Raw genomic sequence first — 14,156 nt, 5'->3', positions numbered from 1 at the left:
GCCGCAGCGGCAGGTGTGGTGCATGGGAACCTTCCTGTCACTTCACAGCCACGCGGGCACGCCTAGGCTGTGGGCATGGCAGTCCACCTGACGAAGATCTACACGCGGGCCGGGGACGCGGGCACCACGCGTTTGTCGGACAACTCGAAGGTGCACAAGACCGATCCGCGCCTCGTCGCCTACGCCGACGTGGACGAGACGAACTCCGTGCTGGGCGTGGCCCTGGCGACGGCGCAGCTTCCCGACGACGTCGCGACTGCGCTGCGCGCCGTGCAGAACGACCTGTTCGACGTGGGCGCGGACCTGTCGACACCCGTGGTGGACAACCCCGAGTTCCCCCCGCTGCGGGTCACCCAGAACTACATCGACCGCCTCGAGGGCTGGTGCGACGAGTTCAACTCGCGACTCGGCAAGCTCGACTCGTTCATCCTGCCCGGCGGCACGCCCGGGGCAGCCCTGCTGCACCAGGCACGCTGCGTGGCACGCCGGGCGGAACGTGCCGCCTGGGCATTGCAGGAAGCCGATCCGGAGCGCACCTCTGCGCTGCCCGCGAAGTACCTCAACCGGCTCTCCGACCTGCTGTTCATCCTGGCCAGGGTCGCCAACCCGGACGGTGACGTGTTGTGGAAACCGGGCGGCAACGCCTAGAGCTCCTTGCCGAAGCAGCGGCTCTCGGGATCGCAGCGGTAGACGCCGAAGTTCGCGATCGCCTCGTAGCCCGAGGAGAGGTAGAGCGCGATCGCCTCGGGCTGCTTGGTGCCGGTCTCCAGCACCAGTCGTTTGCGCCCGGCCAGCGCGGCGGCGGACTCCAGTTCGGCGAGCATCCGCCTGGACCAACCGTTGCCGCGCTGCCCGGGGACGATGTACATGCGTTTGAGCTCGGCGTCGCCGTCCTCGAACCCCTCCTCGTCGGCGTCGTGCACGCGCCAGCCACCTGATGCGACCGGCTCATCGCCCAGGTACCCGAGCATGAACAGGCCCTTCGGCGCGCAGAACTCCGCCGGATCGACCGGAGTCAGGTCAGCCTCGCCGTAGCGCACGACGTACTCCTGCTGCAAATCCTCGATCAACCGCGCGGAATCGGGGTGGTCGTAGGCGACGATCTCGAAGCGCACACCCGCAGCCTAATCGGCTCCGGGCCTGGTCAGCGAAGCCTTTTTTCGAACCAGTGCGCGGCGTAGGGGTTGTCGTTGTAGGCGGGGATCTCGGTGTACCCGGCCTTGGCGTACATGGCCTGCGCCTCGCCGAGTTCGGCGGCGGTGTCCAGCCGCACCCGCGCACACCCCAGGCGTCGCGCCTCATCTTCCAGGCTGCCCAGCAGCGCGCGGCCGGCTCCCCTGCCGCGCAGCGCAGGCGAGATCCACATCCGCTTGATCTCGGCGGTGCCCTCAGCCGTGGTCCGGACGCCACCGCACCCCAGCACCGATCCGGCGACCCGCACCAGCAGGAACGCGCCCTTCGGGGGCGTGAAATCGTCGTCAGCTGGCGCAGCGCCCTTACCCGGATCGAATCCCTCCGGAAAGCGTTCCACGAGCTCAGCGACGTACTGAGCCAACGCCTGCTGAGCCTCGGGGCTGTCGAAGGGCTCCGGCCGGATGGTGAATTGCTCGCTCACGCCGACCAGTCTCCGCACTCCCGCCGCCGAGGTCGCGCTGGGGACCGTTGTGCGCATGGGAACCTTCCTGCCACTCCCGGCCCCGGGGAATGACAGGAAGGTTCCCATGCTCGCGCCCCAGGGCACGAAAAAGCGGGGCCCGTGGTCGGACCCCGCTGTTGTTCGTCGGCGTTCTAAGACGCCCACGGCACCGAACGTCCCGGTGGTGCCGATTCGAGCCAGGACAGGAAGCCGGTCAGCGCGTCGCTGTTCATCGCCAGCTCCAGGTCCGGACCGGTGAGGTCCAGGACCGTGGAGCCGCCCGGCATCGCGTACGCCTCGGCGACCGAGGGTTCACGTCGTTGGGCGATGTCCACCGTGCGCCGGTTGATCACCCAGTTCGGGCCGGAGCGAAGGCTCAGGATGCGGTACCAGGCGAATTCCTCGCCGCGGTAGTGCGCCACACCCAGCTGCCACCCGCGTCCTTTGCCATCGGTGGCGCGCAGCGCCACGTCGATGCCTCCGACCCGCAGTTCGCGCACTCGTCTCCACGCCAGCAGGCCCACCACCAGGGCGGCGGCGAGCACCAGCAGCACGAAGGCTACGACGAGCAACACGACCGGCGACCCCATGCTGGCCCGATCAGTCCGTCTGGCCCGCTGCTCGCAATCGGGCGGACGCCTGCGTTCTGGCCAGCTCGTCCTCGCTCGTGACGTCCTTGCGGGCCTGCGCCACATCGATCTCGTGGGCCAGCTCCGCGGACTCGGCGAGCACGCTCACGCCGTCGCCGGACACCGAGAGGAAACCACCGTGCACCGCAGCGGTCACGGTCTCCTTGTCGGTGGTGGTGATGCGCACGACGCCACCATCGACCAGCTGTCCCAGCAGCGGCTCGTGGCCCGGCAGGATGCCGATCACTCCTTCGGCGGTCTGCGCGACGACCGTGGTCGCCTCCCCGGACCACAGCAGGCGCTCGACGGCGACCAGTTGGACGGACATGTTGGCCACGCGCGTCTCCTTTGTCGGGTGTGTGCCCGCAGTCTAGCCAACCCCACCGGGGCGATCTTGACTGGCGGGGCCGGAAATGCCTAGTGGCAAAGGGGGTCGGGACCCGTCGGGCCCCGACCCCGCTCGCCGGTCTTCACCACTGCCCGCCCGGCTCGCGGGCGGGGTGGCAGCTCACTGCTCGGTGAGCTTCTTGTACGCCTGCTCGAGGTCGTCGAGACCACCGATGGACAGGAAGGCCTGCTCCGGGTAGTGGTCGAAGTCGCCCTTGCAGAGCTTGTCGAAGGCCTCGATGGTCTCCTTCACCGAGACGAAGGAGCCGTCCTGGCCGGTGAACTGCTTCGCGACGAAGAAGTTCTGCGACAGGTAGCGCTGGATGCGACGTGCCCGCTGCACCGTCACCTTGTCCTCTTCGGACAGCTCGTCCATGCCGAGGATGGCGATGATGTCCTGCAGCTCCTTGTACTTCTGCAGGATCCGCTTGACCTCCTGGGCCACGCGGTAGTGCTCGTCACCCACGACCGACGGGTCGAGAATGGTGGAGCTCGAGGTCAGCGGGTCGACCGCCGGGTAGATGCCCATCTGCGAAATCGGACGGGACAGCTCCGTGGTGGCGTCGAGGTGCGCGAAGGTCGTCGCCGGCGCCGGGTCGGTGTAGTCGTCCGCGGGCACGTAGATCGCCTGCATCGAGGTGATCGAACGACCACGCGTGGAGGTGATCCGCTCCTGCAGCTCACCCATCTCATCGGCCAGCGTCGGCTGGTAACCCACGGCCGAAGGCATGCGGCCCAGCAGGGTCGACACCTCCTGGCCGGCCTGGGTGAACCGGAAGATGTTGTCGATGAACAGCAGCACGTCCTGGTTCTGGACGTCGCGGAAGTACTCCGCCATCGTCAGAGCGGACAGCGCCACGCGCATGCGGGTGCCCGGCGGCTCGTCCATCTGACCGAACACCAGAGCGGTGTCGGCCAGAACGCCGGACTCGTCCATCTCCACCCAGAGGTCGTTGCCCTCACGGGTGCGCTCGCCGACACCGGCGAACACGGAGGTACCACCGAAGTTCTTGGCGACTCGGCGGATCATCTCCTGGATCAGAACGGTCTTGCCGACACCGGCACCACCGAACAGACCGATCTTGCCACCCTGCACGTACGGGGTGAGCAGGTCGATCACCTTGATGCCGGTCTCGAGCACCTCGGTCTTGCCCTCGAGCTGGTCGAAGGCCGGGGCCTTGCGGTGGATCTCCCAGCGCTCGGCGTCCGAGCCGTAGCCCGGCTCGTCGAGGCAGTGACCCAGCGCGTTCCACACGTGGCCCTTGACCTTGTCGCCGACCGGGACGGAAATGGCCGAACCGCTGTCCACGACGTTGACGCCGCGGACGAGGCCCTGGGTGGGCTGCATCGAGACGGTGCGCACCACGCTGTCGCCCAGGTGCTGGGCGACCTCGAGGGTCAGCGTCTTGGCCATGTCCTCAGCCGTGATCTCGGCTGTGAGGGCGTTGTTGAGGTCCGGCACCTGGTCACGCGGGAACTCGACGTCCACGACGGGGCCGAGCACCCGAACGACGCGGCCCGTGCCAGTGCTGGTGGCAGTAGCAGCAGTCATGTCACTCACTTCCTGCGGACGAGAGCGCCTCGACACCGCCGACGATCTCGCTGATTTCCTGGGTGATCTGGGCCTGGCGGGCCTGGTTGGCCTCGCGGCTGAGGTTGCGGATCAACTCGTCCGCATTGTCCGTCGCCGACTTCATCGCCGTCCGGCGAGCCGCGTGCTCCGAGGCCGCCGCGTCCAGCAGACCCGCGAACAGGCGGGTCTTGATGTACTTCGGCAGCAGGGCGGAGAACAGCGTCTCGGCGTCCGGCTCGAACTCGTAGACGGGCTTGAGCTTGCGCTCGTCGGTGTACTCGACCTCCAACGGAGCGATCCGCCGAACGGTCGGCTTCTGCGTCAGCATCGACACGAAGTCGGTGCTGACCAGGTGGAGCTCGTCCACTCCCAGCTTACCGTCCGGACCACCGTCGTCGAGGTAGTCATCAGCACCCGCCAGGAACGCCTTGACCAGGGTCTCGCCGACCTCGGAGGCGTTGGCGTACTCGGGGCGGTCGCTGAACCCGGACCAGCTCGCTTCGATCTCGCGCTGGCGGAACCGGTAGTACGACTCGCCCTTGCGGCCGACGACGTAGAGCACCGGCTGCTTGCCCTGCTCGCGGAGCAGGGACTGCAGCTCCTCGGCGGCCTTGATGACGTTGGCGTTGTAGCCGCCGCAGAAACCCCGGTCACTGGTCACGACCAGCACACCGGCCCGCTTGGGGTTGGTGCGCTCGGTCAGCAGCGGGTGGTCCAACGTGCTCACGTCAGCCAGCGCGGACAGGACGTTGGTGATCTCGTCGGCGTACGGCCGCGAGGCCTCGACCCTGGCCTGCGCCTTGGTGATGCGCGAGGTAGCGATGAGCTCCTGCGCCTTGGTGATCTTCCGGGTCGACTTCACCGACCGGATGCGATCCCGGAGTTCCCGAAGGTTGGCCATGGCTTATCCGGTCACTCCTTCGGCGCGGGCTTGGCGACCTTCACGGTCTCCTGCCCGACCTCATCGGCGGCCAGAGCCTCGGCGTCGGGACCGCTCGGCGCGGAGGAGCCGGCCGAACCGGTGAAGCTCTTCTTGAACTCCTCGACCGCGTCGACGATGGCCTTCTCGCCATCGGCCGACAGCTTGCCGGTCTCGACGATGTCCTTGAGCGTGGTCTCGTGCGAGCGGCGCATGTGCGAGATGAACTCGCTCTCGAAGCGGCGCACGTCCGGGATCGCCACCGAGTCGAGGTGACCCTTGGTGGCGATGAACAGGGACACGACCTCGTCCTCGACCGGGAGCGGCTCGCCCTGACCCTGCTTGAGGATCTCCATCAGGCGGGCACCGCGGTCCAGCTGGGCCTTGGAAGCGGCGTCCAGGTCGGAGGCGAAGGCCGAGAAGGCCTCCAGCTCGCGGTACTGCGCCAGGTCCAGACGCAGCGAACCGGTGACGCCCTTCATCGCCTTGATCTGCGCGGAACCACCGACACGCGACACCGAGATGCCGACGTCGATGGCCGGGCGCTGACCGGCGTTGAACATGTCCGACTGCAGGAAGCACTGCCCGTCGGTGATCGAGATGACGTTGGTCGGAATGTAGGCCGACACGTCGTTGGCCTTGGTCTCGATGATCGGCAGACCCGTCATCGAGCCGGCGCCCAGCTCGTCCGACAGCTTCGCGCAGCGCTCCAGCAGACGCGAGTGCAGGTAGAAGACGTCACCCGGGTAGGCCTCGCGGCCCGGCGGACGACGCAGCAGCAGCGACAGCGCGCGGTAGGCCTCGGCCTGCTTGGTGAGGTCGTCGAAGATGATCAGGACGTGCTTGCCCTGGTACATCCAGTGCTGACCGATGGCCGAACCGGTGTAGGGGGCCAGCCACTTCAGACCCGGGGAGTCGGAGGCCGGAGCCGCGACGATGGTGGTGTAGTCCATCGCGCCGGCTTCCTCGAGCGACCGCTTCACACCGGCGATCGTGGAGCCCTTCTGGCCGATCGCGACGTAGATGCAGCGGACCTGCTTGGTCGGGTCGCCCGACTCCCAGTTCTGCTTCTGGTTGATGATCGTGTCGACCGCGACCGTGGTCTTGCCGGTCTTGCGGTCACCGATGATCAGCTGGCGCTGGCCGCGGCCGACCGGGGTCATCGAGTCGATGGCCTTGATGCCGGTCTGCATCGGCTCGCCGACGCCCTGCCGCTGCACGACCGTGGCGGCCTGCAGCTCGAGCGGGCGCTGCTGCTCGGCAGCGATCTCGCCGAGACCGTCGATGGCCTCACCCAGCGGGTTCACCACGCGACCGAGGAAGGCGTCGCCGACCGGGGTCGACATGACCTTGCCGGTCCGCTTGACCTCCTGGCCTTCTTCGATCTTCTCGGAGTCACCCAGGATGACCGCACCGATCTCCTGAGCCTCAAGGTTCATCGCGACACCGTAGATGCCGCCGGGGAACTCCAGCAGTTCCTCGGTCATCACCGAAGGCAGGCCCTCGACATGGGCGATGCCGTCACCAGTATCGGTGACGACCCCGACCTCCTCGCGGCTGACCTCCGGGGAGTAGCTGGAGACGTAATTCTCGATCGCACTGCGGATCTCGTCCGACGAGATCGTCAGCTCCGCCATGTCTCGTTCCTGCCCTCGGTTAGTTCTTGGAAGGGAGTTGGTGTTGCGCGCCGCGCGCCCGGCCCGGTGTTGCGACCGGGGCGCGGCGTCGGCATCAGTCGGCCAGGTCGCGCCGCAGCGTCTGCAGGCGTCCCGTCACGCTGCCGTCGATGACCTCGTCACCGACCTTGATCAGCAGCCCGCCCTCGACACCGGGATCGACTTCCAGGTGCAGAGCGATCGGACGGGCGTAGATCCGCTGCAGGGTGCGCGACAACCGCTCCTGCTGTTCCTCGCTGAGCGGGAAAGCGGATCGGATGTGCGCCACCGAGCGTTCCCGGCGCTTCGCCGACAGCTCGGCCAGCTCTTCCAGCCCCTCGCTGACCCGCCGGCCACGCGGCCGGGCCACGAGCTGCCGGACCAGTTCGAGGGTCACCGGTTCGACCTTGCCCTCGATGAGCCGATCCAGCACAGCGGTCTTGCCGGCGGGTTCCCCGGAGGGATCCGACAGCAAGCGCTCCAGGTCGACCTCCGAGCCGATGATGCGGCCCAGCCGGAACAGCTCGTCCTCGACGGCGTCGAGGCGACCTGCCCGTTCGGCCTGCACCAGCAGCGCGGTGCGGGCGAGCTGCTCGAGCCCGCCCACCAGGTCACCCGGGGTCGACCAGCGTGCGCGGACGGCTTCGACGATCACCGGCAGCGCCCGGGCGCCGACCTTGGGCTCCAGCAACCCGCGGGCCAGGTTCTCCCTGGACTGCGCGTCGGTGGAGGCGTCGGCGAGCGCCCGCCGGAGCGTGGACTCGCGGCCCAGCAGAGCGGCCACGCCGAACAGCTCATCGGCGAGCCCGGTGATCTCCGCAGCCTGAGCCCCGTCAGTGGCCTGCAGCAACTGCAGCTGACTCGCTGCCATTGCTTCGCGGCTCGCGGCGTTCACGAGGGTGCTCAACTCTCAGCGCCTTTCACTAGGTTCAGGGCTTGGCCGACTCGGCCGGGGCCGAGGTCGCGTCCAGCTCGTCGAGGAACCGGTCAACGGTGCCGCGACGACGCGATTCGTCCTCGAGGGACTCGCCGACCACTCGGCTGGCCAAGTCGACGGCCTGACGTCCCAGATCAGCGCGCAGTTCTGCGACGATCTGGGCCCGCTGGTGCGCCAACTGGGACTGGCCCTGGCTGACGATGCGCTCGGACTCGGTCTGAGCCTGGGTGCGCATCTCCTCGAGGATTTGCTGTCCCTCGGCACGGGCGTCGTCGCGAATGCGCGCAGCCTCGGCACGAGCCTCGGCCAGCTGCGACTTGTACTGCTCCAGGGTCCGCTGTGCCTCGGCCTGCGCGGCCTCCGCCTTCGCGATCCCGCCCTCGATCCGCTCGCTGCGCTCCGCGTAGATCTTCTCGAAGCGCGGGACAGCGAACTTCCAGAGCACGAACAGCAGCAGCCCGAACGCGACGAGACCGACCACGATCTCCGCGGGCTCCGGGACGATCGGGTTGTGCTCGCCCTCAGCGGCGAGCAGCATCTGGGTCTTCACCACAACGTCTCCCAACGCGTTGAGCCGTCAGATGATCAGGCAGCCGACGCGATGAAGTAGACGACCAGACCGATCAGCGCCAGCACCTCGACCAGAACGAAGGAGATCCAGGCGATGCCCTGCAGCTGACCCTGGGCCTCCGGCTGACGGGCGGTGCCGTTGATGACGGCGGCCCAGATCAGACCCACGCCGATGCCCGGGCCGACGGCGCCGAGGCCGTAGCCGATCGCGGCGAGACCGGGGTTGATGCTGCCCGCAGCCTCAGCGGCCTGCGCGAGAACGATGTTGCTCACTTTCACTACCTTTCACTCGGTCCGCTTTACATGGGCGGATCGACAGGTCCTTTTTCGGATCGGAAAGTCTTTGTCGTCGCCCGGTTCTTAATTTGTGTCAGGCCCTCAGTGGCCTTCGGCCAGCGCAGCACCGATGAAGTTCGCGGTGAGCAGGGCGAAGATGTAGGCCTGAAGCACCTGGATCAGGGCTTCGACAAAGGTCAGGGCAATAGCGAAGGCGAAAGCCACCACGGAGATGGGCTTGAACGCCACGCTCGCCTCGAGGAGCAGGTACTCACCGCCGAGCGTGAACACCAGCAGGATGAGGTGTCCTGCGAACATCGCGGCGAACACTCGGACCGCGAGAGCGGCCGGCTGCGCTACGAACTTCTGCAGGAACTCGATCGGTGCCAGCAGGACGTAGATCGGCTTCGGAACCCCGGGCGGGAACATGATGTGCTTGAAGTAGCCCAGGAAGCCGTGGCGGGCGAAGCCGACGCCGTGGAACACCAGGTAGACCACGGCGGCCAGCGCGATCGGGAACCCGATCTTGGACATCGTGGGGAACTGGATGATCGGGATGATCCCGAAGAGGTTGTTCACCAGCACGAACGTGAACAGCGCGAAGATCAGCGGCACGAAAGGACGGAAGTCCTTGGCGCCGATCTGCTCCCGGGCGATCTTGTTCCGGCTGAACTCGTAGGCGAACTCGGCCACGAACTGACCCTTGCCCGGAACCAGCTTCAGGTTTCGGGTGGCGATCAGGAAGTAGGCGCCCACGATGATCGCCGAAGCCACGACGAGAACCATCGGCTTGGTGACTCCGCCGGCGATCGGCGGGAGGAAAAAGCTATCGGCGCCCGGCGGCTGGAATGTTCCGCCTTCGGCCAGCATCAGCGCGCCCAACTGGGCTCCTTCCGGTTCTCCCGGCCGAACTTCACTCTTCCGGGGGAATCGTCACGTTTTGCACTTAACGTACCTGATACGCGATCCGGCACGCGGAGGGGCCCTCCCCACCTAGTGGTGCCTGAAGGCCGACCTTGTGGTGCCCTTCAACCCGCTGCGCAGGGAAGGCATTCGGGACGAACCCTACCAGCGGGTAAGTAGCCGTCCGACATGCTGGGTGGCTACTCCTGCGAATGCACCCATCCGCAGGACTGGATTACGCCGTGAGAACGGTTCAGTTGCTCGGAATGATGGTCGGAATCTTGGCGCGCTTGAACGCCACGACCTCCGCACCCGCCCAGACCATGACCGTGGCCAGCATCGTGAACGCGAGCGACTCCCGGTGAATGGCGTCGATGCCTCCCAGCAACGTCATCACCACCAGCAGCACGAACATCTTGCCCACATATCCACCAAGTGCGATAACCATCACAAATTGCGGGTTCATGCCGCCGGAGAAGCGCATCAACCAAATGGTCAGCAATGAGGATCCGAAAGCCACGACCCCACCGATCACCGCACCGACGAGACCGGTGACACCGACCAGGACGGTGGCCACGATGGCCCCGATCACCACGGTCGCCAGACCCGGCCACACGGCCGTGCGCAGCATCTCCGTGGCCAACCTGCGCACGACCTCGCCGTGCGGGTTCACCGGCTCGGACTGCTCACCGGTGCTGGCGTGCTCGGACGCTTCGCTCATCAGGACTCTCGATCGGCTCGGGTTCGCATGCGCGGAATCACCGAAATGATAGCGGCCAGCAGCACGGTCAAGGCCACGACCCAGCCGACCACCCACGTGTTGAACAGTGTCAACGACACCGCGCCGAAGGCGATCACCGCCGCCCACAGGTACATCAGCAGCACCGCTCGACGCTGCGAATGGCCGATTTCGAGCAACCGGTGGTGCAAGTGCATCTTGTCGGCGTGGAACGGGCTCTTGCCCGCCTTCGTCCGCCGCACCACCGCCATGATCAGGTCCAGCAGCGGCACGAACAGGACGGCCGCCACGACCAGCAGCGGGGACAGCAAGGCGATCGTGTCACCGGGCCCCGAACCCGTGTAGATGATCCGGCCCGAGGCCGAGGTGCTCGCCGTCGCCAGCATCAGGCCGATCAGCATCGACCCGGAATCGCCCATGAAGATCTTCGCGGGCTGGAAGTTGTGCGGCAGGAATCCCAGGCAAGCCCCGGCGATCGCCGCCGCGATCATCGCCGGCGGGTAGGCGTTGACGTCGCCGTTCTGGCGGTCGAGCACGCTCAGGCAGAACACGAAGGTCGCCGCGGCCGAGATCAGCCCGATTCCCGAGGCCAGCCCGTCCAGGCCGTCCACGAAGTTCATCGCGTTGATCATGGCCACGACCAGCAGCACCGTCAGCAGCTGCCCCTGGTTGCTGCCCAGCACCAGCAGCTGCCCCACGTGCCCGTCGGTGCCGCCCCACGGCACCCAGAAGACGAACCACTGCACACCGGAGAGCACCAGGATCCCCGCCGCGGTGACCTGACCGGCCAGCTTCGTCAGCGAGTCCAGCTCGAAGCGGTCGTCGAGAGCCCCCACCAGCACGATCAGCCCACCGGCGATGAGCACCGCCAGCGAATCCTTGGAGTAGGCGAAGCCCCGCGACAACGCTGGCAGGTTGGTGGCCAGGAACGTCGCGGCCAGCACACCGCCGTACATCGCCACGCCGCCCATCCGCGGCATCGGCTTGACGTGCACGTCGCGAACCCGCGGGTAGGCCACGGCGCCGACCCGAATGGCCAGCAACCGGACCAGCCCGGTCAGCAGGAAGGTCGTGACCGCCGCCGTGAGCAGGACCAGCAGGTACTCACGGGCAGGGAGTCCGACCGGGGCGAAGGGTGCGTAGTCCATACCGGTGGCTCACCCGCGCAGCGGCGCGAGGTCGAAGTTCGGCCCCCAGGACGGAGTAATCAAACCCGGCGCTCCTCGTCGCTTGAGAATCACGGCCCTTCACCGGCGTCGCCGCGGCGCGCAGCGCCTCGAGCGGCGAGACCGCCGCCCGCCCCGACAGGGACGGCTGGCCCGCACAGTGTCCGCTCTAACGCTATCGATCCCGGCGGCGGGACCTCTCACCGGTCCGGTTCGATCTCCACACCCAGCACGTCCGACAGCTCCGCCCTGCTCACAGCGCCCTCGCGGAGCACCCGGGGAGTGCCCTGGGTGAGATCGACGATCGTCGAGGCCACCGGCTCCCCCGAAGGCCCGCCGTCGAGGTACACCTGCACGCGGTCGCCCAGCTGCGCCTCGGCCTCACCGGCGCTGGCCGCGGGCGGCTGGCCGGTGTGGTTGGCGCTGGAAACGGCCATCGGACCGACCTCGCGCAGCAGGTCCAGCGCGACCGGGTGCAGCGGCATCCGCAGGTTCACGGTTCCCCGGGTCTCGCCCAGGTTCCAGTTCAACGACGGCGCCTGCGGCAGCACCACCGACAGGCCACCCGGCCAGAAGGCCTCGATGAGTGCGCGCGCCTGCTCCGGGACCGACATGACCAGCCCATCCACAGTGGACCACGAGCCGACCAGGACCGGAACGGGCATGTCGGGCCCGCGCCCCTTCGCCGCCAGGAGGGAACGCACCGCCTCCGCGTCGAAGGCGTCCGCGCCGATGCCGTAGACCGTGTCGGTCGGCATCACCACGAGACCGCCGGCGCGAACCGTGTTCGCCGCGGCGGCGAGGCCCGCCTTGCGCTTGTCCGGACTGCTGCAGTCAAAAACAGTGCTCACTCCACGCATCCTGACACGCCGCGCTGAGACCCATTCGAGTGGTGCAGCAGATCACGTTCTAGGAGCATCCTGGCAAGTAACACCGGGGCATCGGCCTGAGATCAATTCGGGTGTGGCCGCGGACACGAACGCGAAACGAACCCGGCCTCCCACGCGTCTGCCGGACACGGGCACCGATGGATCAGAGAAACGAGGAGAACGCAGATGACCGCCCCACCGCAGGGTGTCGAGGTCGACGAGATCGAATTCCCCGCCGGCAAGGTCCGCTACTACACGGCGGGCTCGGACGGGCCGCCGATCGTCCTGCTGCACGGCGGCGGGCCGGACAACGCCCTGCTGAGCTGGCGCAACACCATCGGTGTCCTGGCCGCCGACCACCGCGTGTACGCGCCCGACCTGCCCGGCCAAGGAGGCAGCACCCAGTGGCGCGGGCGCGGCAACCAGCGCACCTTCGAAGAGGTCCTGCGCTGGCTGCTCGACGCCTGGCGGATCCCGCAGGCGACCCTGGTCGGCCTGTCCATGGGCGGCAGCATCGCCACCGGCTTCACGCTGCGTCACCCGCAGCGGGTGCGCGCCCTCGCGCTGGCCGACAGCACGGGGATGCAGCACCGCATGCCGCACCACCTGCTCACCTACCTGCTGATGCGCACCGACCTCAGTGGCCGGACAGCGGCGAAACTGCTTCGCAGCAACCGCGGCCTGGTGCGCTTCGCGCTGAACAAGGTGTTCTTCGCCGACGCTTCCTCGGTCCGGGACCTCGAGTCCATCGTCGACGAAGTGCGCGCCGAAGCGGGTGTCCGGCGATCCGTCTTCGCCGATTGGCACGCCGACGCCATCAACCACCGGTCGATGAGCATCAACCACCTGCCCCAGCTCGAGCGGATCAGCTGCCCCGTCACCGTGATCCACGGCGAGAAGGACGCCCTCGTCCCGGTCTCCTCCGCCCAGGCGGTGGCCAACGCCATCCCCGGTGCGCAGCTGCGGATCATGCCGCAGGCAGGGCACTGGCCCAACCGCGAGCGCCCCACCGAGTTCAACGCCCTGCTCCGGGAGTTCGTCAACGCCGTCAACGCGCCCGCGCCCGCGACGGCAACCCACAGCACGCCCCAGCGCGACAAGACCGCCGAAGCGCCCACCCAGCGGCTCAACACCCGCGCAGCGGCCGAGTCCCCGAAGCCGGTCGCGGCTGCCGAGGACGCGGACCAGCCCGCCACCGAGGGTGGAAGCGTGGACGGCCCGACCAAGATGCTCAAGGTAGGCACCAGCAGCGCCGCAACCGAGACCGGCGGGCAGAGCGCGGAATCCGCGGAACCGGAGGAGCCGGCGGAGAGCACCGAGTCGGAGACGAGGGCCGAGACGGCAGAAGCCGAGGCCGCCAAGTCGGCGGCGACCGCCGAGCCTGAGGAGGGCTCCGAGGCTGAGGCGACCGCTGCCCCTGAGGAAGGCTCCGAGGCAGCAGGGGACTCCGAGTCGACGGAGAGCGAGAAGTCCCCGAAGTCCGAGGAGTCCGAGGAGTCCGAGGAGTCCGAGGAGTCCGAGGAGTCCGAGGACACAGCCGATCCCGAAGGTTCCGCGGTGGCGAGCTCAGACGACGCCGACACCGCCGAGGACAACCCCGAGTCGAAGCCCGCTGACGCGAAGAAGGCCTCCACCGACGAACCGACCCGCTTCCTCAAGGTCGGCTCGAAGACGGAGACCACCACCGACACCGCGGAAGACGAGAAGCCCGCGACCAAGTCCGAGGACACCCCGGACACGACCGCGGAAAGCCCCTCCGACTCCGACGAGAAGCCGGCGAAGGACTCCCCCGAGACCACCAGCGACAAGCCCTCGACCTGAGCAAGGGAACCTTTCGCGCACCACCGGGCCCTGCCCCCAGCCGGACATCACGTCACCGGCGGGCAGGGCCCGTTCT

16 protein-coding genes are annotated in these 14,156 nt (G+C 67.9%); 2 read left to right on the top strand and 14 right to left on the bottom strand.

What is annotated here, in order from left to right; genetic code table 11:
- Positions 1 to 75: 75 nt before the first annotated feature.
- Positions 76 to 648, top strand: a complete 573-nt coding sequence (locus tag ACYVF3_RS17515; protein WP_461155294.1) for a cob(I)yrinic acid a,c-diamide adenosyltransferase — start codon at positions 76 to 78, stop codon at positions 646 to 648.
- On the opposite strand, the gene ACYVF3_RS17510 is transcribed toward ACYVF3_RS17515, so the two are convergent.
- The 14 genes from ACYVF3_RS17510 to ACYVF3_RS17445 all read right to left on the bottom strand — a co-directional run bounded on the left by ACYVF3_RS17510 (position 645) and on the right by ACYVF3_RS17445 (position 12,241).
- Entirely contained in the window at positions 645 to 1,115 is a 471-nt protein-coding gene (locus ACYVF3_RS17510; protein WP_461155293.1) for a GNAT family N-acetyltransferase, read from the bottom strand. The two genes, ACYVF3_RS17515 and ACYVF3_RS17510, sit on opposite strands and share 4 nt — an antisense overlap.
- 29 nt (positions 1,116 to 1,144) lie before the next feature.
- Complete coding sequence (locus tag ACYVF3_RS17505; protein ID WP_461155292.1) at positions 1,145 to 1,615, bottom strand: GNAT family N-acetyltransferase; 471 nt, start codon at positions 1,613 to 1,615, stop codon at positions 1,145 to 1,147.
- 173 nt (positions 1,616 to 1,788) lie between these two features.
- Positions 1,789 to 2,226: a DUF2550 domain-containing protein gene (locus tag ACYVF3_RS17500; protein ID WP_461155291.1), complete on the bottom strand. Its 438-nt coding sequence runs from the start codon at positions 2,224 to 2,226 to the stop codon at positions 1,789 to 1,791.
- 10 nt (positions 2,227 to 2,236) lie between these two features.
- Complete coding sequence (locus ACYVF3_RS17495; protein ID WP_461155290.1) at positions 2,237 to 2,602, bottom strand: F0F1 ATP synthase subunit epsilon; 366 nt, start codon at positions 2,600 to 2,602, stop codon at positions 2,237 to 2,239.
- Between the two features lie 171 nt (positions 2,603 to 2,773).
- On the bottom strand, positions 2,774 to 4,204 hold the full coding sequence (gene atpD / locus ACYVF3_RS17490; RefSeq protein WP_461155289.1) for a F0F1 ATP synthase subunit beta: 1,431 nt from the start codon (positions 4,202 to 4,204) through the stop codon (positions 2,774 to 2,776).
- Position 4,205: 1 nt separating this feature from the next.
- The gene (locus ACYVF3_RS17485) at positions 4,206 to 5,126 is read right to left on the bottom strand and encodes a F0F1 ATP synthase subunit gamma (protein ID WP_461155288.1); all 921 of its coding nucleotides are present in this window, start codon (positions 5,124 to 5,126) and stop codon (positions 4,206 to 4,208) included.
- Between the two features lie 11 nt (positions 5,127 to 5,137).
- Entirely contained in the window at positions 5,138 to 6,781 is a 1,644-nt protein-coding gene (atpA, locus tag ACYVF3_RS17480) for a F0F1 ATP synthase subunit alpha (RefSeq protein ID WP_461155287.1), read from the bottom strand.
- A gap of 94 nt (positions 6,782 to 6,875) precedes the next feature.
- Complete coding sequence (locus ACYVF3_RS17475) at positions 6,876 to 7,706, bottom strand: F0F1 ATP synthase subunit delta (RefSeq protein WP_461155286.1); 831 nt, start codon at positions 7,704 to 7,706, stop codon at positions 6,876 to 6,878.
- A gap of 22 nt (positions 7,707 to 7,728) precedes the next feature.
- The gene (locus ACYVF3_RS17470; RefSeq protein ID WP_461155285.1) at positions 7,729 to 8,286 is read right to left on the bottom strand and encodes a F0F1 ATP synthase subunit B; all 558 of its coding nucleotides are present in this window, start codon (positions 8,284 to 8,286) and stop codon (positions 7,729 to 7,731) included.
- 35 nt (positions 8,287 to 8,321) lie between these two features.
- Positions 8,322 to 8,579: an ATP synthase subunit c family protein gene (locus ACYVF3_RS17465; protein ID WP_029534827.1), complete on the bottom strand. Its 258-nt coding sequence runs from the start codon at positions 8,577 to 8,579 to the stop codon at positions 8,322 to 8,324.
- A gap of 105 nt (positions 8,580 to 8,684) precedes the next feature.
- Positions 8,685 to 9,464: a F0F1 ATP synthase subunit A gene (gene atpB, locus ACYVF3_RS17460; RefSeq protein WP_324265816.1), complete on the bottom strand. Its 780-nt coding sequence runs from the start codon at positions 9,462 to 9,464 to the stop codon at positions 8,685 to 8,687.
- A gap of 274 nt (positions 9,465 to 9,738) precedes the next feature.
- Positions 9,739 to 10,206, bottom strand: coding sequence for a hypothetical protein (locus ACYVF3_RS17455; RefSeq protein WP_461155284.1), 468 nt, complete (start codon positions 10,204 to 10,206; stop codon positions 9,739 to 9,741).
- Positions 10,206 to 11,372, bottom strand: coding sequence for a glycosyltransferase family 4 protein (locus tag ACYVF3_RS17450; protein WP_461155283.1), 1,167 nt, complete (start codon positions 11,370 to 11,372; stop codon positions 10,206 to 10,208). Before ACYVF3_RS17450 ends, ACYVF3_RS17455 begins: the two co-directional genes overlap by 1 nt.
- Before the next feature lie 218 nt (positions 11,373 to 11,590).
- Entirely contained in the window at positions 11,591 to 12,241 is a 651-nt protein-coding gene (locus tag ACYVF3_RS17445) for an L-threonylcarbamoyladenylate synthase (protein ID WP_461155282.1), read from the bottom strand.
- Between the two features lie 204 nt (positions 12,242 to 12,445).
- On the opposite strand from ACYVF3_RS17445, the gene ACYVF3_RS17440 reads away from it, so the two are divergent.
- A complete protein-coding gene (locus tag ACYVF3_RS17440) occupies positions 12,446 to 14,080 on the top strand; it encodes an alpha/beta fold hydrolase (RefSeq protein ID WP_461155281.1) in 1,635 nt (544 codons plus the stop codon).
- The last annotated feature ends 76 nt before the right edge of the window (positions 14,081 to 14,156 follow it).

Source organism: Saccharopolyspora tripterygii, assembly GCF_054778355.1.
Note: the sequence above shows the minus strand (reverse complement) of the source record. Positions and strands in the feature narration are given on the sequence as shown.

Bases quoted from the DNA above. Each gene is read 5' to 3' on its own strand.
- ACYVF3_RS17515 (WP_461155294.1), top strand. From the start codon at position 76: ATGGCAGTCCACCTGACGAAGATCTACACGCGGGCCGGGGACGCGGGC.
- ACYVF3_RS17500 (WP_461155291.1), bottom strand. From the start codon at position 2,226: ATGGGGTCGCCGGTCGTGTTGCTCGTCGTAGCCTTCGTGCTGCTGGTG.
- atpD (WP_461155289.1), bottom strand. From the start codon at position 4,204: ATGACTGCTGCTACTGCCACCAGCACTGGCACGGGCCGCGTCGTTCGG.
- ACYVF3_RS17485 (WP_461155288.1), bottom strand. From the start codon at position 5,126: ATGGCCAACCTTCGGGAACTCCGGGATCGCATCCGGTCGGTGAAGTCG.
- atpA (WP_461155287.1), bottom strand. From the start codon at position 6,781: ATGGCGGAGCTGACGATCTCGTCGGACGAGATCCGCAGTGCGATCGAG.
- ACYVF3_RS17455 (WP_461155284.1), bottom strand. From the start codon at position 10,206: ATGAGCGAAGCGTCCGAGCACGCCAGCACCGGTGAGCAGTCCGAGCCG.
- ACYVF3_RS17450 (WP_461155283.1), bottom strand. From the start codon at position 11,372: ATGGACTACGCACCCTTCGCCCCGGTCGGACTCCCTGCCCGTGAGTAC.
- ACYVF3_RS17440 (WP_461155281.1), top strand. From the start codon at position 12,446: ATGACCGCCCCACCGCAGGGTGTCGAGGTCGACGAGATCGAATTCCCC.